Genomic DNA, 23,100 nt, shown 5'->3' with positions numbered 1-23,100 from the left:
TTCTGCGTTGGGCTGGCGTCCGGGTCAGATCATCACTGAATCAGCCCATCACTGGGCTAGCGCACTGCTGGCCTGGGGAGCGCTCGCCTGGCAGGCGCGCTCGTCGGGGAAGCGACAGCGGAAGCGCGCACCCTCGCCGGGGTGGCTGTCGATCTCCAGATGGCCCTGATGACGAATCAGCACATGCTTGACGATGGCAAGCCCGAGGCCGGTGCCTCCCGTGGCGGTGCTGCGGCCCTTGTCGATGCGGTAGAAGCGCTCGGTCAGGCGCGGCAGGTGGACCGGGTCGATGCCGTCCCCGTCATCTTCCACCTCGACCAGCAGGCCCTGGTCATCCGCCTTCCAGCGCAGGGTGATATGGCAGTCTTCGGGGGTGTAGCGCACCGCATTGAATACCAGATTCGAGATCGCGCTGCGCAGCTCCTGCTCCTCACCGCGCAGAGACACGCTGGCATCGGCCTCGATGGAGAAGGTGTGGCGCCCCTGGGACAGGCCTTCGGCGTCGTCGCGGATATGGCCGAGCAGGGCGCTCATGTCGATGCAGCGACCGTTGTCGGACAGCTCGTCGGTTTCCAGGCGTGACAGGGTCAGCAGGTCCTCGACCAGGTGCTGCATGCGGTCGGTCTGGCTCTGCATCTGGCCAAGCCCACGCTGCCAGCGCGGTGGCAGGTCATCGGCGTAATCGGAGTAGGTCTCGAGATAGCCGGCCAGCACCGTCAGCGGCGTGCGCAGCTCATGGGAGACATTGGCCACGAAGTCGCGGCGCATCTCTTCAAGACGATAGAGGCGGGTGACGTCACGCAGCATGACCAGACGCTCGTTGTCACCGAACAGGGTGATGGAGATCTGCAGCGTCAGGTTGTCAGACAGCGGCGACTGGAGCGTCAGCGGCTCGCGGTAGGCCAGCCGATTGAAGTAGTCGATGAAGACGGGGTCACGCAGATAGTTGGTGATGTGCTGACCGCGGTCGTGGCTGGCCTTGAGACCGACCAGCTGCTCGGCCGCGCTGTTCCACCATTCCATGTCACCGTGGTTGTCCAGCATCACCAGGCCGTCGCGCATGGCCTCGGAGGATTCCTGGATACGGTTGAGGATGCTGCGCAGTCGCTCCTGAGCCTGACGCTGGCCCTTCTGGTAGCGGTAGAGACGATCGAGCAGGTCTCCCCAGACGCCATCGCCGGGCGGCGGCTCTTCATGGGGATTGGTGATCAGCCAGGTGTAGAGGCTCTTCAAGTGCTTGAGATGGACGAACAGATACAGCGAAAGACCCAGCGCCAGGCCCCAGCCCAGATGGCCCAGCAGGCCACCGATCAGGCCGAAGCCACCGGCAAGGTAGCCGAGGCGCCATAGCTCGTTGGTCCAATAGCGCATGAATCCCTCAGGCCTGAGCGCTGAAGCGGTAACCGGTGCCGCGGACGGTCTGGATCAGATGCTGATGGCCTGTGCCCAGCGCCTTGCGCAGGCGACGGATGTGCACGTCCACGGTGCGCTCCTCGACATAGACGTTGCCGCCCCATACCTGGTCGAGCAGCTGGCTGCGCGTGTAGGCACGCTCCTGATGCGTCATGAAGAACTGCAGCAGGCGATATTCGGTCGGGCCGACATCCAGCGAGTTGCCGTGGGCGGTGACGCGGTGGCTGGCCGGGTCGAGCATCAGGCCTTCGACTTCCACCGCCTCCTCGACCCCCTTGGGAGTGGTGCGACGCAGCACGGCCTTGAGACGGGCGACCAGCTCGCGCGGCGAGAAGGGCTTGGTGATGTAGTCGTCGGCACCGGCTTCCAGGCCTTGAATCTTGTTGTCTTCCTCGCCCTTGGCGGTCAACAGGATGATCGGCAGCTCCGAGGTGGTCTCGTCACGCTTGAGACGCCGTGCGAGCTCCAGGCCACTGGTGCCCGGCATCATCCAGTCCAACAACAGCAGATCGGGCTTTTCATCGACGACGATGGCGTGGGCGTCCTGGGCATTGTCTGCCTCCAGCACGCGGTAATCCGCCATTTCGAGGGCAACGGCGATCATCTCGCGAATCGAGGATTCATCGTCGACAATCAGTACGGTCTTGGAGCTCATCGCTAGATCCCATGCAGCAGTCGGCGCACGCGCCAGAATGACAAGTCGATGACGATTACAACCCGCTTATATGACAACGAGATGACAACTGCCAGCATGGCAGCTTGCACGCAAGCCTGCCAGCCGCCTTGGAGGCGCGGCAGGCAGGCATGAACCGTGGGCTGGGGAGCAATAGAGGGCAGGGGTCGCTTTAAATTAAATAATACTAATGTTTATGCAGGAGTCAGCTCATCGGCCAGGTCGCCAGGGCGATACCGGCGAAGATCAGCAGACCCGTCCAATGATTGTTGAGGAAGGCCTGGAAGCAGGGCGCACGCTCCCGCTCACGGATCAGGCGTTGCTGCCAGACGAAGGTGACGGCGGCGGCAGCCAGGCCCAGCCAGTAGAAGATGCCCAGCGCCAGCTGCAGGCCGATGCCGATCAACACCGCCAGCATGCCCAGCTGCAACAGGCCGATCATCAGCTTGTCGGCACGCCCGAACAGCACGGCGGTGGACTTGATGCCCACCTTGAGGTCGTCGTTGCGATCGACCATCGCGTAGGCGGTGTCGTAGGCCACCGTCCACATCAGGTTGGCCGCGAACAGCCACCAGCCGTAGGTCGGTACCTCCTCCAGCGTCGCGGCGAAGGCCATCGGAATCGCCCAGCCGAAGGCGGCGCCCAGCACCACCTGGGGCAGATGATGGAAGCGCTTCATGAACGGATAGCTGGCCGCCAGCAGCACGGCGACGATCGACAGCAGCACCGTGGTCAGGTTGGTGAAGCACACCAGCACGAAGGCGGCCGCGACCAGCCCCCCGAACAGCGTCAGCGCCTCGCGCTCCGAGATGCGGCCCGAGGTCAGCGGCCGGTCTCGCGTGCGCTCGACATGCTTGTCCCAATGGCGATCGGCGTAGTCGTTGATCACGCAGCCGGCGGCGCGCATCAGATAGACCCCGGCGATGAAGATCAGCAGGGTCGTGCGCTCGGGAATGCCATCTGCCGCCAGCCACAGTGCCCACAGGGTCGGCCACATCAGCAGCCAGGTGCCGATGGGGCGGTCCAGCCGTGTCAGGGCGAGGTAGTCGGCCAGTCTGGAAGGACGCGAAGCGGCGGAAGTGGATGACGCGGTCATCGGGGCTCCTGGGCGAGTGGTAGTGGGCAAGGGAAGAGAGGGAAACGAGGCCTGTCGGCCGCAAGGCTCAGGCCAGCTGCAGCGCGTGCTGGAAGGCCGGCGTGAAGCCCTCCTGCACCAGCACCTTGAAGCGACCATGCGAGAACATCGAGCGGCGCATCCACAGGCTGGTGGTGCGGGCCAGCGGTCTGGGGCTCGAAAGCACCAGCGGGGCACGGCTGACATCGATGGCGCTGCGGGTCAGGTCGGGCTGGCGAAACAGCCAATGGCCCAGCGAGCGCTCGCCCAGCGTCGAGAGGCGATGACCGTGGGCCAGGTCCAGCGCCGCCAGCGAGCGTGCGATCACCCATGGCGTATCGCCATGACAGAGTGCCACTTCGCGTCGCCAGACATGCCGGCGTGGGCCGATGCCCAGCAGGCGCGCCTCATCCAGCCGCGCGGGGCCGGTGTCCTGCAGCAGCAGGCGCACGCGCAGGCCCTGGATGGGCTGGCCATCGCGTTCATCCTGCTGCTGCATGGCGCTGGCAAGACGCTGGGTCAGCGAGTCCGTCGAGGAGAGCCACGCCCACCAGCCGGCCGGCATGACACCCTGCAGCGCGGCAGCCGGCTGCCAATGACGGCGCACCGCCGCCGAAGCAGCGGGTGCGGCGCGCGTGGGCGAAGGCCAGCGAGGCGCAGGCTGGCACAGGGACTCGGCTGACGAATGAGGCGCCTCACAGGTGGAGGTCTGTGGCGTGAGCGCTGCGCGATGAGGCTCGCCTGCTGGGCATCGGACCACGGTGAATTCCCTGTCAGGATGACGAAATGGCGAGTCTAGCATGGCCGGGCGGCAAGGCCTCCCGCTCAGGCATGCCTGCACTGCTGGCGGGCTGGTATGCTGGGCGCATTCATCGGCGTTCATGACGGACGCTGTTGGCGCTCTTTCATCAGCGCTTCCCTCGGATCGATCTCAGGAGATGGTGCCATGCGCGACCCACGCACCCTTGTCATCATTGGTACCGGCATGGCGGGCATTGGTCTGGCGCGCGCGCTGCGTGCGCGTGACAAGGACAGCCGGCTGATCCTCATCAGCCAGGACAGCGGCCACGATTACGCCAAGCCGATGCTGTCCACCGCCTTCGCCAAGAAGATGTCGGCCACCGACCTGTCGCGTCAGGCGCCGGTGGCGCTGGTGGACGAGCTGAATGCCGAGCTGCGTACCCATCAACGCGTCACTGCCATCGACGGTGATGCCCGCCAGCTATGGCTGGGCGAGGAGTGTCTGGCCTATGACGAGCTGGTGCTGGCACTCGGTGCCGCGCCGCGTCGTCCCTTCCCCGTCGCCGCGGAAGTGGCCTCACGCGTGCAGAGCATCAATGACCTCGACGACTATGCGGCCTTCTGCGCGACGCTGGCGAAGGCCCGCGAGCGTGGGGAAGACGGGCACGTGGTGATTGTCGGTGCCGGACTGGTCGGCTGTGAATACGCCAATGATCTGACGGCGGCCGGCCACCGCGTCACGCTGGTCGCGCCTGAGGAAACTCCGCTGGATGGACTGCTGCCGCAAGCACTGGGGCAGCGTCTTGGCGCGGCGCTGGATGGACTCGGCGTGACGCGCCGCCAGGGCGAGATGGTCGAGACCATCGCCGCAAGTTCAGGCGAGGAGGCCGAGCGTCAGGCCGCGCCGGTCGAGGTGCGCCTGCAGAGCGGTCGTCGCCTGACGGGCTCCGTGGTTCTGCTGGCCACCGGGTTGGCGCCGCGCATTCGTCTGGCGCAGGCCGCAGGCCTGAGCGCCGGCGGCGACGGCATCCGTGTCGACCGCCACCTGGCCACCTCACAGCCGCATATCTGGGCGCTGGGCGATTGCGCCAGCGTCGAGGGCGTCAATGCCATGTATGTCCAGCCGCTGCAGATGGCCGCGCGCACCCTGGCAGCCAACCTGTGTGGTGAGCCAAGCGTGCTCGACTGGAAGGCGTGGCCGGTGCTGGTCAAGACACCGGCCTTGCCGGTGGTGGCCTATCCGCCGCGTTCGGCCGTGGCGCGCTGGGAAATCAACGGTGAAGGCGATGACCTCGAAGCGCGTGCACTGGATATGAACGAACGCTTGATTGGATATGCGTTGACAGGCGCCGCCGTTCGCAGGAAAGTCGAGCTAGCGCGGCAGGCGCCGCCGTTGCTAGGCTAGGCGATGCCATGATCGATGGTCGTAAATCCCTTGCTGCCAGCGCGGTCAGGCACGATAGTGAATGCTCCGTCAGACATGCTGCTCAGCGGGCGTCGTCTGACAGAATGCTGCCATCGACAGGTTTGATACGGCAAAGCTTGCCGGGAGCGGATTGCGTCGCCGCCATACGCCACCGCTAGCAAGTGCAAGAACAACAATGGAAACGGCGGCTTGGCCGCCCGTGCAGAATGCCAAACCAGGAGGGCTTTTCATGCGCAAGCCAGAACTCGCTGCGGCCATCGCCGAGCGTGCGGATCTATCCAAGGACAAGGCCAGTCAGGTACTGAACGTGATTCTCGACGAGATCACTCATACCGTGGCCAAAGGCAATGACGTCTCACTGATCGGTTTCGGGTCATTCACCGTGCGTCAGCGTGCGGCGCGTACCGGCAAGAACCCTCAGACAGGCAAGCCGCTGACCATCCCGGCCAGCAAGACCGTTGCCTTCAAACCCGGCAAGTCGTTGAAGGATGCAGTGACCAAGTAACCTCGGCTCGTGCTTCAGCGCAGACCCGGGGTGGCTGTCGCCATGGCTTTCAAACGTCGTCATCAAAAGCCCTGTCGGCTGTCATGCTGATGCCACCGGTTCCGCCCTGCGGGGCCGGTGGCATTTTCATATGGCCTGCGTGACCGACGCTTCGCGATTCAAGGAATGACACCATGAAGCTCAAGATATTGCTGTGGGTGCTGGGTCTGCTGCTCAAGCGGGCCTTCAAGCGCGACCCCGAATTTCGTGCCGAGCTGGAAAAGCGTCCGCTGGACTGGGGTGTCGCGACCGAAGACATGAGCATCGCGCGTCACTACCGCATGTCCCACGCGGGCGTCACCACGGGCAGTGGCCTGCCGGTGGATACCGAGCTTGAGCTGCGCTTCGCCGATAGCGACAGTGCGGTGGCCTTTCTGCTCAAGCCCTCGCCGCGTGCCTTTTTGCAAGGCCTGATGGACCAGCGCGTGCGGCTGGTCGGCGATTCGGCCCAGCTCAACCGCTTGCAGTCATTGCTCAAGCGCATTCGCTGAATGGCCCTGTGCCGTACCTGCATGAACGAAAGACGCCCCGCTGAGAGAATCAGCGGGGCGTTCTGTTTTGTCACTAGCTGTTGCCACGAGCAGTTGTCGCGAGCCTTTACTTGCGAGGGGCTTTTCGAGAAGACCCTCTCAACGCCCTCGAGGCGTCACAGCAACTGCTTGAGGCCCGGAATGCCTTCGAGCACCTGATCGACCACGCCATCGCCGGCTTCTTCGCGCGCATAGCTCAGCGTCTCATCGGCCACGCCGCGCGCCTGGTCCATGTTCAGGTCCAGCCCCATCAGCTTCTGGCCCAGTTCCAGCGCACCGCCACCGCTGCCGCCGGTGAAGGCGCTGACGGCGCCCATCAGGCCGCCCATGAGGCCACCGCCACCGGACTCGGCGGCTTCCTCGCCTGCGCTGCCGATCAGGCCTTCCGCCCCCGGAATGGCGCCCAGCAGTGAGGCGGCCGGGCCATCCGGCCCCTGCTCACGCACGAACTTGAGAACCATGCCGACCGCCTGCTCGGCGATTTCCGGTGACAGCCCGAGGGAGCCAGTGACGCGTTCGATAAGAGGATGCATCGGTATTCTCCATGAAAGCCAATGAGGTCAGGAGTCTTCAGAGTGGCACGTCGCGGCGATTCGACATTCGACGCGCCTGCCAACGCTTGCATGCGCCATGGCTCTCGGACACGGCAGAACGGGGTGTTATGCTAGCGATATAAATCTAAAGTCTAATGCGCTGCCCGGCGCCCTGGTCACGGAACACTTCATGACACGCTCTCTCCTGGACTCCCTCATGCACTCCCTGCGTCGTCTGTGGACGCTGGATGCCTTCAGCTATTCGCTACGCATGTTGATCGCGCTGGGTGGCGTGATGGCGGTGGGGTTCTGGCTCGACGAGATGGCGGTGGTGATTCCGCTGTTTCTGGGCGTGATCGCCTCGGGGCTGGCGGAAACCGATGATCACTGGCGCGGCCGACTGCGCGCGCTGGGCATGACGCTGGCCTGCTTCAGCATCGCCGCCGTCTCGGTGGAGCTGTTGTTCGGCATGCCGCTGCCCTTCGTGATCGGGCTGGCGCTGGCCACCTTCGCGATGCCGATGCTGGGCGCCATCGATGCCCGCTACGGCGCCATCGCGCGCGCCTCGTTGATTCTGGCCGTCTACACCATGATCAGCCTCGAGCAGCAGCATGGAGATGGTCAGATCGCGGTACTGGAGCGCAGTCTGCCCGAGTGGCTGCGGGAGCCGGGCCTGGGCATCAATCTGGTTCAGCCGTTGCTGCTGGTGGTGGGGGCGTCCTGGTATGGCCTGCTCTCGGTCGTGTGGTGTGCGCTGTTCTCGCGCCAGCCGCTCAAGCACAGCATGGCGACGCTCTACCGTGAGCTGGGGCGCTACCTGATTCTCAAGGCGCAGCTGTTCGAGCCGCTGCGCAATGTCGACCAGTCTGCCCGCCGTCTGGCGCTGGCCGAGCAGAACGGCCGCGTGGTGGTGGCACTCAACCAGACCAAGGAGATGGTCTTCCGGCGCCTCGCCGGGCGGCGCGATACCACCAAGCTCGACCGCTACCTGCGCCTCTACTTCATCGCCCAGGACCTCCACGAGCGCGCCAGCTCCAGCCATTATCCCTACGGCCAGCTCACCGACGCCTTCTTCCATCACGACATCCTGTTTCGCTGTCAGCGCCTGCTGGAGCAGCAGGGGCGCGCCTGTCGCGGGCTCGGCAAGGCGCTGTTGATGCGCCAGCCCTTCGATGCCAGTGACAGCCAGCAGGCGCTGGAAGACCTCAACGCCTCGCTCGTCTATCTCAAGCAACAGCAGCGGCCCGAGTGGCACCATCTGATGCAGGCGCTGGAAGCCCTCGCCAGTAACCTGCGCCTGATCGAAGGTCAGATCGCGCGCCTGAATGATCTCGAAGCCGTCAGCAATGAAAGCGACAACAGCCTGCTGGACCGCTCGCCCCACGGCACGCGCGACATGTTCGAGCGTATCCGCAGCCACCTGACACCGCGCTCGCCGATCTTCCGCCATGCACTGCGCCTGACCGCGACGCTGGTGGCCGGCTATGGCGTGCTGCTGGCGGTACACCCGACCCAGGGCTACTGGATTCTGCTGACCGGGCTGTTCGTGTGTCGACCCAGCTACGGCGATACGCGCCGCACGCTGGCGCAGCGGATTTTGGGCACGCTGATCGGTCTGGTCGCCGGCTGGGCGCTGATCAGTCTGTTCCCGGCGCCCACGATCCAGGCCGGTATCGCCGTGGTCGCGGGGGTGCTGTTCTTCGCCACCCGTGGCTCGCGCTATACCCTGGCCACCGCCGCCATCACGCTGATGGTGCTGGCGTGCTTCAACCAGGTCGGCGATGGCTTCGATCTCATCTGGCCGCGCCTGTTCGATACGCTGGTCGGCGGCCTGCTGGCCGGGCTGTCGGTGGTGTTGATCCTGCCGGACTGGCAGGGCCGCAAGCTCTATCGCCAGGCCGGCGTCAGCCTCAAGACCAGCGGCCGCTATCTGGGCGAGGTGCTGTCCCAGTACCGCCACGGCAAGCGCGATGATCTGGCCTACCGCCTGGCACGCCGCAATGCCCACAACGCCGACGCGGCCTTCTCCAATCTGCTGGCCACCGCGCGTAAGGAGCCCGGCCACTTCCGGCGCGATGTCGAGCCGGGCTTCGGCTTCCTGCTCCACGCGCACACCGTGCTCGGCTATCTCTCGGCGCTGGCAGCGCATCGTGGTGAGCTGGAATCGACCGCCTCGGCCAGCAGCGGCATCGAGACGCTGCTGCGCCATGGCGAGCGCCTGAGTCAGCAGCTGACGGCGTTGGGGGAGCAATTGGAGGCGGGCGGCGAGATCGCCGTCACGCTGGACAGCGAAGATGAGATCGCGGCACTGGAAGCCGAGGTCGAGCAGGTTGAATCCACCACCGGACGCCTGGCGCTGTCACAGCTGATTCTGGTGCTGCGGCTGTTGCAGCCGCTGGAAAGCGCCGGTACCCAGCTGATCAAGGCCAGCCGCGCCAGCTGACCTGTACTGGCTGACCTGTCCTGACTGACCTGTACTGTAAGACAAGTGCTGTAAGACAAGTGCTATCTGAGCGACTGGCGCGGCGGGCCGAGTGATCGAGTGTCCGGGTTGAATACGTGAGGGCGCCAGGTGAGCAGCGGGCGGCGCGCTCAGACGGCGCCGTATTGCCCGGCCGCCTCGCCCAGCCAGCGGCGAATCAAGGGCTCCGCGGCCTGCGGGGCCTCGCTGAGGATGGCATCGGCCAGCGTGGTGGTCGGGGCGATCAGGTCACTGTCACGCTCGAGATCGGCGATCTTCATCCCCGCCAGCCCCGTCTGACGCGTGCCCAGCACTTCGCCGGGTCCGCGCAGTTCCAGGTCTTTCTCGGCGATCTTGAAGCCGTCGGTGGTCTCGCGCATCACCGCCAGGCGCTGCTTGGAGTGCTGCGACAGCGGCGGATGATAGAGCAGCACACAGAAGCTCTCGGTGCTGCCACGCCCGACACGGCCACGCAGCTGGTGCAGCTGCGACAGGCCGAGACGCTCGGGATTGTCGATCACCATCAGGCTGGCATTCGGCACATCGACCCCGACCTCGATTACCGTGGTCGCCACCAGCAGGTCATGCTCGCCGTCCTTGAACGCCGCCATCACCTCGGCCTTCTCGGCTGCCTTCATGCGGCCATGGACCAGGCCGATGGACAGCTCCGGCAGCGCCTCGGTCAGCTCGTCACGCGTTACCTCGGCGGCCTGGCAGGTCATCACCTCGGATTCCTCGATCAGCGTACACACCCAATAGGCCTGACGACCCTCGGAGCAGGCGGCGCGGATGCGCTCGACCACCTCGGGGCGGCGCGGGTCGGCCACCGCGACGGTCTGCACCGGGGTGCGTCCCGGCGGCAGCTCGTCGATCACTGACAGGTCGAGGTCGGCGTAGGCGCTCATCGCCAGGGTGCGCGGAATCGGCGTGGCGGTCATGATCAGCTGGTGCGGTGTCAGGCCACCGGCTTCCCCCTTCGCCCGCAACGCAAGACGCTGATGCACGCCGAAACGGTGCTGCTCATCGACGATCGCCAGCCCCAGGCGCTGGAAGGTCACATCGGCCTGAAACAGCGCATGCGTGCCGACTACCATGCGGGCCCGGCCATCGGCGATGGCGGCCTTGGCATCCAGCCGTGCCTTGCCCTTGAGCTTGCCGGCCAGCCACGCCACCTCGATGCCCAATGGCTCCAGCCATTCGCGGAAGTTGCGATAGTGCTGCTCGGCGAGAATCTCGGTAGGCGCCATCAGGGCCGCCTGACAGCCGCCGCCGATCGCGATCAGCGCCGCCAGTGCGGCGACCACCGTCTTGCCCGAGCCCACATCGCCCTGCACCAGACGCAGCATCGGCACTTCGCGCGCCAGGTCGCGGCGCACATCTTCCAGCACGCGATGCTGGGCGCCGGTCAGCGAGAAGGGCAGCTGGGCGAGAAAGCGCGTGCTGAGGCCGCCACTGGCGCTCAGCGAGGGCGCGCCATCCTGCTGGATACGCGCGCGCACCTGACGCAGGCTCAACTGGTGGGCGAGCAATTCTTCCTGGGCTAGGCGGCGCTGACTCGGGTGCACGCCGTCGCTCATCTGGTCGACGGGCGCATCCGGCGGTGGCTCGTGCAGAAAGCGCAGGCACTCGATCACGCCGGGCAGGCGAAAGCGCGTGCGCAGCGCCTCGGGGATCAGGTCCGGCAGCTCATGGGGCGTTTCCTCGAGCTGCTTGAGCGCCTGGGCGATCAGGGCACGCAGGCGCGCCTGATTGAGGCCTTCGGTGGCTGGATAGATGGGCGTGAGGTGGTCTTCCACCGGCGCGGCACCCTGGCCGAGCAGGCGGTATTCCGGATGGTAGATCTCGAGACCGGTGGCCCCGGCACGTGCCTCGCCGAAGCAGCGCACGCTGTGGCCACGCTGGAATTGCTGCTGCTGGGCGGGGGAGAAGTGGAAGAAGCGCAGGCTGAGGATGCCGCTGCCATCGCGCAGGCGTACCAGCAGGCTGCGGCGACGGCCCTTGACGATGTCACAGGCCGTCACCTCGCCTTCCACCACCGCCTCCATGCCGCTCTTGAGCGTGCCGATGGGCGTGACGCGGGTCCGGTCCTGATAGCGCAGCGGCAGGTGGAACAGCAGGTCTGCGACGCGCTCCAGCCCGAGGCGCGACAGCTTCTCGCTCAGCGCGGGGCCGACGCCGCTCAGGCTGTCCAGCGGTTGGGCCAGCGCGCCGGTGGCAAAGACACCGGCGCTGGCGGGCCCGGCAGATGAGGCTTCCGTGCCCGCCCTGCTCATGCCGGTTCGTGGCTCTGGGAAGCGGAGCCCTGCATGCCGTTCTCATTGCTCTGGCGCGCACGATTGGAGCACTCGGCGATCGCCTGGCTGATCACGTCGATGGCCTTGGGGCGCGGGAAGCTGGCACGCCATGCCAGCGCCACGCTGCGGCTGGGCGCCGGGTCCTTGAAGGGCCGCGTCTCGAGCACGCCGCTCTCGTAATGACCGGTACCGGTCGCCGAGTAGGGCAGCACGGTGATACCGAGGCCGGAGGCGACCATGTGGCGGATGGTTTCCAGCGAGCCGCCTTCGGCGATCAGCGTATTCTCGGGGTTGTTGATCTGATTGCCGATGGCCGGGCAGGCCTCGAGAATCTGATCACGGAAGCAGTGGCCCTCGCCGAGCATCAGCAGACGCTCGTTGATCAGCTGCTCCTTGGCGATGCTGTCCTGCTCGAGCAGGGGGTGGCCGGCCGGCAGCAGGACTTCGAAGGGCTCTTCGTAGAGGATCTTGGTCAGCACGTCGGTCTCGGTGAACGGCAGCGCGACGATGATCACGTCCAGCTCGCCATTGCGCAGCTTGCGACGCAGGTCGCCGGTCATGCCTTCCTCGATGTAGAGCGGCATCTTCGGCGCACGCCGCGTCAGTTCCGGCACCAGGTGCGGGAAAAGATACGGTCCAATGGTATAGATGGCGCCGATGCGCAACGGGCTGGAGAGCTGATCCTTGCCGGAATTGGCCAGTTCCTTGATCACGCTGGACTGCTCCAGCACGCGCTGAGCCTGCTGAACGATCTTCTCGCCGAGCGGTGTGACCTGTACGGTGGACTTGGAACGCTCGAACAGTGCGACTCCCAGCTCTTCCTCAAGCTTCTTGACGGCCACCGACAGGGTGGGCTGCGAGACGAAGCAGCGCTCTGCGGCGCGTCCGAAATGACGCTCCTGGGCCAAGGTTACGATGTAGCGGAGTTCTGTTAGAGTCATGATTCCTGCCCGGAACTGGCATCCTGGGATGCGGTGGGTACCGATTCGTTTTACCAAGGAGCATGGCAAAGGTGAAGAAGACGAGTCTCATCCTCGGTTGTGGCGACGTTGGCAGCGCGCTGGCGCGCGAACTGCTCAAGGCCGGTCAGCACGTCATTGGTGTCAGGCGCGATGTGTCCAAGCTCGCGGATCTCGGCATCGAGGCGCTGGCCTTGGACATCACTGCCGAAGGTGCACTGGCCAGCTTGCCAGATGCCGACACGGTGGTACATGTGCTGAGCGCCGACCGTTTCGACGAAGAGGCCTATCGCGCCGCTTACGTCGACGGCATTCGGGCGCTGGTGACGGAGCTCGAGTCGCGCGCCAAACCGCCGACCCGCGTGCTGTTCGTGTCCTCGACCTCCGTCTACGCCCAGAAGGATGGCGAGGAAGTCGACGAGCAGTCGCCCACCGATGCCACCAGCTTCTCGGGCCAGTTGATGCGCGAAGGCGAGCAGGCACTGCTCGATTCCTCGCTCAACGGCACCGTGGTGCGCTTCTCCGGCATCTACGGGCCGGGCCGCGACATGCTGATCCGCCAGGCGCGTGATGGTCGCATTGCCGCCAGCAACCCGCCACTCTACTCCAACCGCATCCACCGTGACGACTGCGCGGGCGTGCTGGCGCACCTGATCGCGCTGAGCCTCGAGGGCAAGCCGGTCGAGCCGATCTATCTGGCCACCGACTGCGATGGCGCACCGCTGCACGAAGTGATGGCCTGGCTGGCGCGCCAGCTCAAGGTCGAGTCCACCGAGGTGATCCAGTCACCGCTGCGGCGTCGTTCCAGCAAGCGCTGCGGCAATGCCCTGTTGCTCGAGAGCGGCTACACCTTCCGTTACCCGACCTTCCGCGAAGGCTATGCCGAGGTGCTCAAGGAGCACGGCGTGACGGTGCCGAAGAGCGAATTGTCGGGCCGCTGATCACCGCCGCTTTCACTTATCCACACGCGGTTGCGCCTCGAGCCGTCTGACCGGGTGTGGATAAGTTGCTCGCCGAGACTGGCTGACGAGCGGCCAGTTCTCGAGTGATGAAGCGCCTGGTCAAGTGCCCAGGCGAAGCGCCAACTGACAGTGCCCGCCCCGGAATCCCGGGGCGGGCACTGTCGTCTCTGCGTCAGCCACTCCTCGCGGATGACCTGCCATCGTCAGTGAGCGGGTGCTCAGTCACCGATGACCATCACGCCTTCGGCTTCGAAGGCCACGCCCTTGGGCAGCGCCTTGACGCCGACCGCGGCACGCGCCGGGAAGGGTGCGGTGAAGAACTCTTCCATCACCGCGTTGACGCGCGCGAAGTCGTCCAGATCGGTCAGGTAGAGGTTGAGCTTGACGATGTCGCCCAGGCTGCCGGCGGCTTCTTCGCACACGGCATTCAGGTTGGTGAAGACCTGACGCGCCTGCGCCTCGATACCGCCTTCGACGACTTCCATCGTCTGCGGGTCCAGCGGAATCTGGCCGGACAGATAGACGGTGTTGCCCGCCTTGATCGCCTGGGAATACGGACCGATGGCAGCAGGGGCCTTGTCGGTGTTGATGATCGCGCGATTGCTCATGACATGCTCCTTGTGACTGCGCTCAAGCCTTGCCGGTTGCGAGTGTTGTGCGGTGGCGGCCTTCAGCAGCGGGTTACGATTGTGGTTATAGGGTCTCGCCGTCCACGGCGAGTTCGGTCGCGGTCAAGGACCTGAACTGCAGTCGGCCTTGGCCGCGACACGGGTGTTCAGAAGAACGTGTCCGATGGCCGCTCTGCGGCAGCCTTGAAAACAAAAACCGCGCCGCCCGCCAGTGGCGGACGACGCGGCCAGTACGGTAGATCAGCTGAGGACGCGGGTGATTCGCTCCACGTGCAACAGGTTGCGCATGCGCTTGATGATGCGCGCCAGATGAATGCGATCACGCACGGCCAGCGTCAGATTGACGATGGCCAGATGGGCGTCGCGCTCCTCGATGCCGATGCGCTCGATATTGGCTTCGGCATCGGTGACCAGCTCGGCCAGCTCGGCGATCAGACCGCGCTGGGTCTGTGCCTCGATACGCAGCGCCACCGTGAAGTCGCCTTCGACCTGATCGGCCCAGGTCAGCGGGAAGACGCGTTCCGGATCGCTGGCCAGTTCGGTGATGTTGCTGCATTCCTGACGATGGACCACCAGCCCCTTGCCGGCCGACAGATGGCCCATGATCGGCTCGCCGGGCAGCGGGTGACAGCAGCGCGCATAGCTGGTGACCATGCTGTTGCCACCGCTGACCTGCATCGGGCTGTTGCCGCTTTGCTCCGCCTGGACGTTGCCGTCCTTGGCCGAGAACTTGGGTTGCTGCGCCGTGGTGCTGGTCGTGTCGCTCAGAAGGCTCTGGGCCACGCTGTAGGCGGCGCGGGTGCCGAGTCCGATGGACTCGAGCAGATCATCACGCCCGCCTTCCAGCTCCAGCTCTGCGGCCAGCGTATCGAGACGCCTGGGCGGCAGTTGCTCGAGGGAAGAGTCCAGCCCGGAGAGCGCCTTGTTGAGCAGACGCTGACCCAGGGTCACGGATTCGCTGCGCTGCTGATGCTTGAGGTAATGGCGCACGGCAGAGCGCGCCTTGGCCGTGGTGACGAAGTTGAGCCACGCCAGATTGGGCTTGGCGCCCGGCGCGGTGATGACTTCGACGGTCTGGCCACTCTCCAGCGGCGAGGATAGCGGCGCCAGATGACGATCGATGCGGCAGGCGATACAGCTGTTGCCGACATCGGTGTGCACCGCATAGGCAAAATCGACCGCCGTCGCGCCGCGCGGCAATTCCATGATGTCGCCCTTGGGGGTGAACACGTAGGTATCGTCGGGGAAGAGGTCGTTCTTGACGTGCTCGATGAACTCGAGCGAGTTGCCGGCATGGCGCTGCATCTCGAGCAGACCCCGCACCCATTCGCGGGCACGCGCATGGCTGCCGGCGCCGATGGGGCGGTCGGTCTGGCCGGCCTTGTACAGCCAGTGCGCCGCGATGCCGTTGTTGGCCATCGCTTCCATCTCGCGGGTACGGATCTGTACCTCGATGGGCATGCCGTTCATGCCGAACAGCGTGGTGTGCAGACTCTGGTAGCCGTTGGCCTTGGGGATCGCGATGTAATCCTTGAAGCGACCCGGCACCGGCTTGTAGAGATTGTGCACCACGCCGAGGATGCGATAGCAGCTGTCCACGTCATCGGTGATGATGCGGAAGCCGAACACGTCCATCAATTCATTGAAGGGCTTCTGCTGGTCACGCATCTTGCGATAGATGGACAGCAGATGCTTCTGACGGCCGATCACCGAGCCGGGCAGCTGATCGCGCTCCAGCGCGTTCTGCAGACTGGCCTGGATCTCGCGCATCAGGGTACGACGATTGCCACGCGCGGCGGTGACGGCACGCTTGATGCGTTCGGAACGCATCGGGTGCAGCGCCTGGAAGGAGAGGTCTTCCAGCTCGACGCGGATGGTGTTGATACCAAGACGGTTGGCGACGCGGGCGTAGATCTCGAGCGTCTCACGGGCGATGCGACGCTTCTTCTCGGGGCGCAGGGCGCCGAGGGTACGCATGTTGTGGAGGCGGTCGGCCAGCTTGACGATGATGACGCGGATGTCCTGGGACATCGCCAGCACCATCTTCTGGAAATTCTCGGCCTGGGCGACGGCCTTGTCCTCGAAGGTGATCTGGGTCAGCTTCGAGACGCCATCCACCAGCAGGGCGACGGGTTCGCCGAACTGGCCTGCCAGTGCCTCGAAGGTCACGCTGGTGTCTTCGATGACATCGTGCAGCATGGCGGCCATCAGGCTCTGATGGTCCATGTGCATGTTGGCGAGAATGTTCGCCACCGCCAGCGGGTGGGTCACATAGGGCTCACCGGAACGCCGGCGCTGGCCATCGTGGGCCTGCTCGGCGTAATAGAAGGCGCGCCTAACCTGACGGATCTCTTCCTCGGGAAGATAACCGCCCAGGCGGTCTGCCAGGTCATCGATCGTGAACATTCAGCGGCCTTGGCTCAGAGTGATTCCGGGCCCGCACCCCGCGCTCCGGCCGCGAGGGCGGGAGTGGCAGAGGTGCGGAAGCACACATGCAGTCGGCAGGTTGAGCGTGGGCTCAGTCTTCGATCTGCGGCATTACCGGCTTGCGCTGGATCGGAGCTTCGACCGGCTCGTTCAGGATGTCACGACCGACCAGACCGGCCGCCACTTCGCGCAGGGCGAGGACGGTGGGCTTGTCGTTTTCCCACGGCAGTTGGGCGTTGCGGCTGCCGCGTGACAGCTGACGGGCACGACGAGTGGAGATCATCACCAGCTGGAAGCGGTTGTCGACGTTCTCGAGGCAATCTTCTACGGTTACGCGAGCCATGGCGGTGCACCTATCAATAGCGGGATATTCGGGGTTCGCTGTCGGCGTGTAATCAGCGCAGAGTGCCGCGACCGCTAGGGGTCACTTACCCTGATCATCTGACAGTATCTCGCACACGACGCAAGCACAATGCCGCTGAGCCGGCCCGCCAGGGGCGAGACGGCTCAGCGGCCAATGATTCTGAAAGGGAATCGAGTCTACTCGACGCCGTTGTTGCATGACAAGTCAGGCGCGATCAACTCCTTCGCCTGGCGCGTCTGTCGGCGGCGTACGCGACCACAGCGCGCATGATCAGCACGAAAGCCGGCAAGTCCTGCCCGACTGTCAGGCTGTCCGAACTGCTGTCAGAACGGCCGACCGCGCGGCTGACTGAACGGCTGACTGAGCATCTGACCGAGCAGCGGGATTCCCGCCGCCGTCATCAGTCGGCCAGCAGGGAGTCGAGCAGTGCCGCGTGGCGATGCTGCACGCGCGGCAGGCGCGCACGCTGGGCATTGACGAGTCCGCACAGCTCGTCGAGAGCCTGCTCGAAGTCATCATTGATGACGATCAGATCGTATTCGTCGTAGTGGGACATCTCGCTGACCGCATCGCGCATGCGACGCGCGATCACGTCCTCGCCATCGGTACCGCGACCGGACAGACGCTCGAGCAGCGCTTCACGCGACGGCGGCAGGATGAAGATGGAGACGGCTTCCGGCACCTGGGCGCGCACTTGCTGGGCGCCTTGCCAGTCGATCTCGAGGATGACGTCCTCGCCCTTGCTCAGGCGAACTTCGACCGCCGGACGCGAGGTACCATAGAAGTTGTCGAAGACCTGGGCGTGCTCGAAGAAGTCGCCCTGCTCGATCATGGTCTTGAAGTGATCGACATCCACGAAGTGGTAGTTGACGGCATCCTGCTCGCCCGGGCGCTGGCCGCGGGTGGTGTGCGAGACGGACACGCCGATACCGTCCATGCGCTCCAGCAGTGCCTTGACCAGGGTGGTCTTGCCGGCGCCGGACGGCGCGGAAATGATGTAGAGCGTGCCACGTGCGTTGCTGGCCGCCGAGGAAGATGCTGAAGAAGTCGAAGACATGGAAGTGATCCGCTTGCTGTCGCTGAATCGCGGCATTATCGCATAATCCACCCCGCTTCCGCTGCACGCGCGCGTGACAGTCCCGTGATGCAATGTTGCAGCTCGGGCATCACAGTTGTCGTCGCGAAGTGGCTGGGTTGGCGTGGCGTTATCTGCAACAATGGTCGTATATTTCAGTTATCACTCAAGCGTCGGCCAGTTCTCGCGCCGGCCTGGGGTCTTGAAGGGACACACGGTTTGCCGCCGCCACGCTGGCCTGAGCTTGCGCACTCCCGTGATTCCCATCGCGCCTTGCCAGACGCGTACATAAGTCGATAGAGCAGCGCCAGACGTGCCGCAGGCGTCCGCCAGAGAGGCCGCGCACGAGCGCATCACCCGTTACCTGTCCCGCGCGCCATTCATTCCCGCCTTCCGGCTGATGATGAATGGCGCGCGGTCTTTTGCCCTGCGTAGCGCCAGCCATGCGCGGGCAATGTCAGCCGTGGCCTGCCCTGACAGCGGCGCCACGGCTGAGTACGGCCACGGGTGATACCCCCCCTTTTCAAGTTTCAGGAGACCCGGACATGTCTGCCTCCCCCGTTGCGCGCCATCCGCGCATCGCCGAACTGGCGCTGGCGCTCGGTGCCTTTGCCATCGGCACTACCGAATTCGTGATCATGGGCCTGATGCCCAACATCGCGGCGGACTTCAATGTGTCCTCGCAGCAGGTCGGCTACGCCATCAGTGCCTATGCGATGGGCGTGGTGGTCGGTGCGCCCCTGATCTCGGCGCTGGGCGCACGCCTGCCGCGTCGCGGGCTGCTGATCGGCCTGATGCTGCTGTTCGCGGTCAGCAACGTGGCCAGCCTGCTGGCACCGTCGCTGACCAGCTTTGCCGCGCTGCGCTTCATCGCCGGCCTGCCGCATGGTGTCTATCTGGGCGTCGCGGCCCTGGTGGCGGCGGATGCTGCCCCCGCCGGCGAGCGCGGACGGGCCGTCGGCCGCGTGATGATGGGCCTGACGGTGGCGATTCTGATCGGGGCGCCAGCGGCGACCTGGTTCGGCAGCCTGTTCGGTTGGCATTCCGCCTTCCTCGTCGTCGGTCTGCTGGCGCTGGCCACGGCGCTGCTGGTGCGCGGCTTCGTGCCCTATCAGGCCGGCAATCAGGACGCGACCCCGCTCACCGAGCTGGCAGCGCTGATCAAGCCGCGAGTGCTCTATACCCTCGGCATCGCCTGCATCGGTTTCGGTGGCATGTTCAGTGTCTACAGCTATGCGGTGGAGACGCTCAACGTCCAGGCCGGGCTGTCCCAGAATCTGGTGCCGATGGTGCTGGCCGTCTTTGGGGTAGGCACCATCATCGGCAACCTGATCGGTAGCCGTGCCGCGGACATCGACCTGATGCGCACCATTCCTGCCGTGCTGATCTGGAGCGCGCTGGTGCAGGGTGGCTTCTACTTCGCCGCCGATGGCGTCTGGAGCGGCATCCTGTTCGTCGGGCTGGTCGGTACTGGCATCGGGCTGGCACCGGCGCTGCAGATGCGCCTGATGGATGTGGCGGAAGACGCCCAGACCATGGCGGCGACGCTCAATCATGCGGCCTTCAACATCGCCAATGCGCTGGGCGCCTGGTGTGGCGGCATGGCCTTCGCCTATGGCCCGTCGCATTCCTCCATCGGCCTGGTCGGGGTGGCGATGGCCATCGCGGGCTTGATCGTCTTCCTGCTCGGTCAGCGTCATGAACGCCGCGAGCTGCAGACGGCTTCTGCCTGATGTGGGCCTGAAGCGAGATTGTGAACGCGAGGCCAGGCAAGTGAGACAAGAAAGCCCGTGAGCACAAGCCGCAACGAAACAACGCCGCCCTTCGGGGCGGCGTTTTGCGTTTCAGTGGCGGAAAGTCTGTGGAGCGGCGCCGGCACGTCAGCGACAGGGCAGCGTCAGCGCTGCTGACGTGCGCGCGTCGGCGACATGCCGAAGTAATCGCGGAAGCAGTGGCTGAAGTGGGTGGTGCTGACGAAGCCACAGGCCACGGTGACCTCGGTGATGCTGGCATTGCCCTGTGTCAGCAGCTGGCGTGCCCGCGTCAGGCGCAGCTCCAGATAGTAGCGCGAGGGCGTGGTATCCAGATGGCGGGTGAACAGGCGCTCGATCTGGCGGCGTGACAGCGTCACGCAGTGCGAGATCTCGCTCATGCTCAAAGGCTCCTCGAGGTTGTTGCTCATCAGCTCGAGGATGGTGCGCAGTGCCTCCGGGTGCTGGCTGTCCGGCGCGGGCAGCGTCTGGTCCGGATGCCAGGGGCTGGGCGTCGCGGGGCGCTCGCAGGCGAGAATTTCCTCGACACTGCGCGCCAGGTCATCGCCGTGACGCTGGCGCATGGCTTCCAGCATCATGTTCAGGGCGCTGCCGGCATTGGTGCAGCTGAAGCGCGCCGCTTCCACCACCAGCGGGGCACGCGACAGCTCCAGCTGGGGGAATGACTCGCTGAACAGCGCCGCATTCTCGGGATGGATGGTGCAGCGATGGCCCGCCATCACGCCGGCGGCCGCCAGGAAGTAGCTGCCATTCCACAAACTGCCGAGGCGACAGCCCTGGTGGTCGGCTCGCCGCAAGACCTCGCTCAGCAAGGGAATCTCGTCCAGCTGCACCCGGTAGCCGCCGCACACGATGATCATGTCGATCTGTGCCTGCCCCAGCGACTCGAGCCCGGCGCTGGCCATGATGTCGATACCCAGATCACTGCGCACGCTGCCCGCTGTCACCCCGAAGGTGTGAATGCGATAGAAGGGGATATCGCGGAGCAGGTTGGCCGTGACCAGCACATCGAGGGCGCTGGTGAAGGCGGGCATCGAGAAATGCTCCAGGAGAATGAAGGCGACATTGAGCGGTGCGCTCTGGGCACAGGTCACGTCCTTGAGCAGATGCTGGTTGCGACGCTTCATCGCGGGGGTGAAGTCGCGGCGACGGGGCGAGGTCATGGCTTGCGTTCGTTGCAGGGGCCGCGAGCGGCAGTGGATCGAAGGCGACCGGCAGGGCGGCCACCGTGAGACTCCATCCTCGCAGCTGCGCGCTCCCGCGGCGAGCCTCTCGCTGGCGGTTACGGGGTGGCAGGCATGTAATGAGGCTGTTGGCTTGATGATACGTCGCGTTACATGGGTGTAAAAACAATCACTTGTGTCATATTCGGCGCTTTCTCGCCTGTTAGACTGCCCCGTCACTCAGATCATGCCCCGAGGCTGACTAATGACGGATACCACCCGGACTGCCTTGTCCGGCTCCGCAACCCAAGCAGCTCCCCTTTCCGATCACGCCGCATCTCTTGCTGATCACACCACATCCTCTCCCGATCAAGCCGCAGCACTTCCTGATTCCGAGCTCACAGCGCTCAACAGCTCCCGCAGTCTGGACTGGCCGGTCTTCCTCCTCAGTGGAGGCGTGATGGCGCTGTTCGTCGCCGCCGCGCTCATCGACCTGGACGGCGTGTCGGCCCTGATCAATCACGCCTTCGACTTCTCGACCACCTACTTCGGTGCCTATTGGCAGGGCTTGATGATCGTGACCTTCCTCGTCGCCGTCGGCATGACCTTCGGGCGCACGGGGCGCGTGGTATTGGGCGGGTTGGCGACGCCTGACATCTCCACGCCGCGCTGGATGGCGACCATTCTGTGCACCCTGCTGGCCGGTGGTGGCGTGTTCTGGGCCGCCGCAGAGCCCATTGCGCACTTCGCCTCGCCGCCGCCCGTCTTCGGGCCGGAGGCACCGGTCGGGAATCTCGATGCCGCCTACAATGCGCTGGCGCAGAGCTTCATGCACTGGGGCTTTCTCGGCTGGGCGGTGCTGGGCAGCCTGACGGGTGTCGTCTTCATGCACCTGCACTATGAGAAGGGCTTGCCGCTCAAGCCGCGCACCTTGCTTTATCCGTTGCTCGGAGAAAGCGTGATGCGTGGGCCGATCGGCGCGCTGGTCGATGCCTGCTGCGTGCTGGCCGTCATCGCGGGCACCGTGGGGCCGGTCGGGTTCCTCGGTATCCAGGTCAGTTACGGGCTCAATGCGCTGTTCGGCATTCCCGATACCTATGCGACGCAATTGGTGCTGCTGGCCATCCTGACCCTCGTCTACACCCTGTCCGCCGTCAGTGGCGTGATGCGCGGCATCCAGTTCCTGAGCAGTGCCAACGTGTTGATCGGCGGCGCGATGCTGTTCTTCATCGTGCTCTTCGGGCCGACCGAATTCCTGCTCAAGGCCTTCCCGCTGGGCATGGTCGACTACCTGGACAATATCGTGCCGATGGCGGTCTTCCGCGGCGACAGCGGCTGGCTGGATAGCTGGACGCTGTTCTTCTGGGGCTGGTTCATCGGCTTCGGTCCGCTGATGGCGATGCTGGTCGCGCGTATCTCGCGGGGGCGCACCCTGCGCCAGATGGTGCTGTTGATCACCATCCTGTCGCCGCTCGCGACCTGTGTCTGGTTCACCATTCTCGGCGGCAGCGGCCTGGCCTTCGAGCTGGAAAACCCGGGCAGCGTTTCGGGCCCGTTCAGCGGCTTCAATCTGTCGGCGGCCTTGATCGCCATCACCCAGCAGCTGCCGTTCGGCTTCATCATGTCGGTGCTGTTCCTGATTCTGTCGGCGCTGTTCGTGGCCACGACCGGGGATTCGATGACCTACGCCATCTCGATGGTGATGAGCGGGCACGACAACCCGCCACGCAGCGTGCGTGTGTTCTGGAGCCTCATCATGGGTGTCGTGGCGGCGATCCTGATCTCGATGGGCAATGGCGGCATCAATGCGCTGCAATCCTTCATCGTGGTGACCGCGGTGCCTGTCTCGCTGGTGCTGTTGCCTAGTCTGTGGAATGCCCCACGTATCGCGCGGCAGATGGCGCGTGAGCAAGGGCTGTAACTGGCTGATGTGAAAAAGGCCGCCCACTCGGGCGGCCTTTGCATGTCGTCATGCACGGATCAGTCTGGCATGGCCCGAAGATGGCAGCCGAGGGAGGTC

General features: G+C 65.1%; 19 protein-coding genes. 7 read left to right on the top strand and 12 right to left on the bottom strand.

Features of this window, described 5'->3' with window-relative positions; translation table 11 throughout:
- Nucleotides 1-48: 48 nt before the first annotated feature.
- The 4 genes from phoR to CLAM6_RS17405 all read right to left on the bottom strand — a co-directional run bounded on the left by phoR (nucleotide 49) and on the right by CLAM6_RS17405 (nucleotide 3,807).
- Entirely contained in the window at nucleotides 49-1,371 is a 1,323-nt protein-coding gene (gene phoR, locus CLAM6_RS17420; RefSeq protein ID WP_153636718.1) for a phosphate regulon sensor histidine kinase PhoR, read from the bottom strand.
- A 7-nt stretch (nucleotides 1,372-1,378) separates the two neighbouring features.
- Nucleotides 1,379-2,068, bottom strand: a complete 690-nt coding sequence (gene phoB / locus CLAM6_RS17415) for a phosphate regulon transcriptional regulator PhoB (RefSeq protein WP_043331741.1) — start codon at nucleotides 2,066-2,068, stop codon at nucleotides 1,379-1,381.
- Between the two features lie 223 nt (nucleotides 2,069-2,291).
- Nucleotides 2,292-3,182 carry a 4-hydroxybenzoate octaprenyltransferase gene (gene ubiA, locus CLAM6_RS17410; RefSeq protein ID WP_043331742.1) on the bottom strand — a complete coding sequence of 297 codons (891 nt, stop codon included), beginning with the start codon at nucleotides 3,180-3,182 and terminating at the stop codon, nucleotides 2,292-2,294.
- A 67-nt stretch (nucleotides 3,183-3,249) separates the two neighbouring features.
- Nucleotides 3,250-3,807, bottom strand: a complete 558-nt coding sequence (locus CLAM6_RS17405; protein WP_267895343.1) for a chorismate--pyruvate lyase family protein — start codon at nucleotides 3,805-3,807, stop codon at nucleotides 3,250-3,252.
- 339 nt (nucleotides 3,808-4,146) lie between these two features.
- On the opposite strand from CLAM6_RS17405, the gene CLAM6_RS17400 reads away from it, so the two are divergent.
- The 3 genes from CLAM6_RS17400 to CLAM6_RS17390 all read left to right on the top strand — a co-directional run bounded on the left by CLAM6_RS17400 (nucleotide 4,147) and on the right by CLAM6_RS17390 (nucleotide 6,402).
- On the top strand, nucleotides 4,147-5,346 hold the full coding sequence (locus CLAM6_RS17400) for an NAD(P)/FAD-dependent oxidoreductase (protein ID WP_153636716.1): 1,200 nt from the start codon (nucleotides 4,147-4,149) through the stop codon (nucleotides 5,344-5,346).
- Nucleotides 5,347-5,596: 250 nt separating this feature from the next.
- Complete coding sequence (locus tag CLAM6_RS17395; RefSeq protein WP_024952843.1) at nucleotides 5,597-5,872, top strand: HU family DNA-binding protein; 276 nt, start codon at nucleotides 5,597-5,599, stop codon at nucleotides 5,870-5,872.
- A 173-nt stretch (nucleotides 5,873-6,045) separates the two neighbouring features.
- Nucleotides 6,046-6,402 (top strand): hypothetical protein, encoded by a 357-nt coding sequence (locus tag CLAM6_RS17390; RefSeq protein ID WP_054556348.1) that lies wholly within the window; start codon nucleotides 6,046-6,048, stop codon nucleotides 6,400-6,402.
- A 155-nt stretch (nucleotides 6,403-6,557) separates the two neighbouring features.
- Here the strand turns inward: CLAM6_RS17390 and CLAM6_RS17385 are convergent, their stop codons facing one another.
- Complete coding sequence (locus tag CLAM6_RS17385) at nucleotides 6,558-6,974, bottom strand: DUF2780 domain-containing protein (protein WP_054556347.1); 417 nt, start codon at nucleotides 6,972-6,974, stop codon at nucleotides 6,558-6,560.
- Nucleotides 6,975-7,164: 190 nt separating this feature from the next.
- Between CLAM6_RS17385 and yccS the strand changes: the two genes are divergently transcribed.
- Entirely contained in the window at nucleotides 7,165-9,417 is a 2,253-nt protein-coding gene (gene yccS, locus CLAM6_RS17380) for a YccS family putative transporter (RefSeq protein ID WP_043331749.1), read from the top strand.
- A gap of 149 nt (nucleotides 9,418-9,566) precedes the next feature.
- Here yccS and recG read toward each other — a convergent pair whose 3' ends face one another.
- Both recG and CLAM6_RS17370 read right to left on the bottom strand, forming a co-directional pair.
- A complete protein-coding gene (gene recG, locus CLAM6_RS17375) occupies nucleotides 9,567-11,708 on the bottom strand; it encodes an ATP-dependent DNA helicase RecG (RefSeq protein ID WP_082388678.1) in 2,142 nt (713 codons plus the stop codon).
- On the bottom strand, nucleotides 11,705-12,670 hold the full coding sequence (locus CLAM6_RS17370) for a hydrogen peroxide-inducible genes activator (RefSeq protein ID WP_052384315.1): 966 nt from the start codon (nucleotides 12,668-12,670) through the stop codon (nucleotides 11,705-11,707). Before CLAM6_RS17370 ends, recG begins: the two co-directional genes overlap by 4 nt.
- Nucleotides 12,671-12,741: 71 nt before the next feature.
- Between CLAM6_RS17370 and CLAM6_RS17365 the strand changes: the two genes are divergently transcribed.
- Entirely contained in the window at nucleotides 12,742-13,629 is an 888-nt protein-coding gene (locus CLAM6_RS17365; RefSeq protein ID WP_153636715.1) for an SDR family oxidoreductase, read from the top strand.
- A 239-nt stretch (nucleotides 13,630-13,868) separates the two neighbouring features.
- Here the strand turns inward: CLAM6_RS17365 and CLAM6_RS17360 are convergent, their stop codons facing one another.
- The 4 genes from CLAM6_RS17360 to gmk form a co-directional block, all read right to left on the bottom strand.
- On the bottom strand, nucleotides 13,869-14,258 hold the full coding sequence (locus CLAM6_RS17360) for a RidA family protein (protein ID WP_043331752.1): 390 nt from the start codon (nucleotides 14,256-14,258) through the stop codon (nucleotides 13,869-13,871).
- Between the two features lie 261 nt (nucleotides 14,259-14,519).
- Complete coding sequence (locus CLAM6_RS17355) at nucleotides 14,520-16,685, bottom strand: RelA/SpoT family protein (protein WP_107335798.1); 2,166 nt, start codon at nucleotides 16,683-16,685, stop codon at nucleotides 14,520-14,522.
- 112 nt (nucleotides 16,686-16,797) lie between these two features.
- The gene (rpoZ, locus tag CLAM6_RS17350) at nucleotides 16,798-17,049 is read right to left on the bottom strand and encodes a DNA-directed RNA polymerase subunit omega (RefSeq protein WP_043331755.1); all 252 of its coding nucleotides are present in this window, start codon (nucleotides 17,047-17,049) and stop codon (nucleotides 16,798-16,800) included.
- Nucleotides 17,050-17,470: 421 nt separating this feature from the next.
- Complete coding sequence (gene gmk, locus CLAM6_RS17345; RefSeq protein ID WP_153636714.1) at nucleotides 17,471-18,127, bottom strand: guanylate kinase; 657 nt, start codon at nucleotides 18,125-18,127, stop codon at nucleotides 17,471-17,473.
- Nucleotides 18,128-18,690: 563 nt separating this feature from the next.
- Here gmk and CLAM6_RS17340 point away from each other — a divergent pair.
- Nucleotides 18,691-19,878 (top strand): MFS transporter, encoded by a 1,188-nt coding sequence (locus tag CLAM6_RS17340; RefSeq protein WP_153636713.1) that lies wholly within the window; start codon nucleotides 18,691-18,693, stop codon nucleotides 19,876-19,878.
- 164 nt (nucleotides 19,879-20,042) lie between these two features.
- Here the strand turns inward: CLAM6_RS17340 and CLAM6_RS17335 are convergent, their stop codons facing one another.
- Nucleotides 20,043-21,080, bottom strand: coding sequence for a GlxA family transcriptional regulator (locus CLAM6_RS17335; protein WP_043331759.1), 1,038 nt, complete (start codon nucleotides 21,078-21,080; stop codon nucleotides 20,043-20,045).
- 265 nt (nucleotides 21,081-21,345) lie between these two features.
- Here CLAM6_RS17335 and CLAM6_RS17330 point away from each other — a divergent pair, with 265 nt between their 5' ends.
- Entirely contained in the window at nucleotides 21,346-23,001 is a 1,656-nt protein-coding gene (locus CLAM6_RS17330; protein ID WP_153636712.1) for a BCCT family transporter, read from the top strand.
- The last annotated feature ends 99 nt before the right edge of the window (nucleotides 23,002-23,100 follow it).

Origin of the sequence: Cobetia sp. AM6, assembly GCF_009617955.1 — a bacterium.
GTDB classification, from domain to species: Bacteria; Pseudomonadota; Gammaproteobacteria; order Pseudomonadales; family Halomonadaceae; genus Cobetia; species Cobetia amphilecti.
This window is presented reverse-complemented; position numbering and strand designations above follow the sequence as displayed.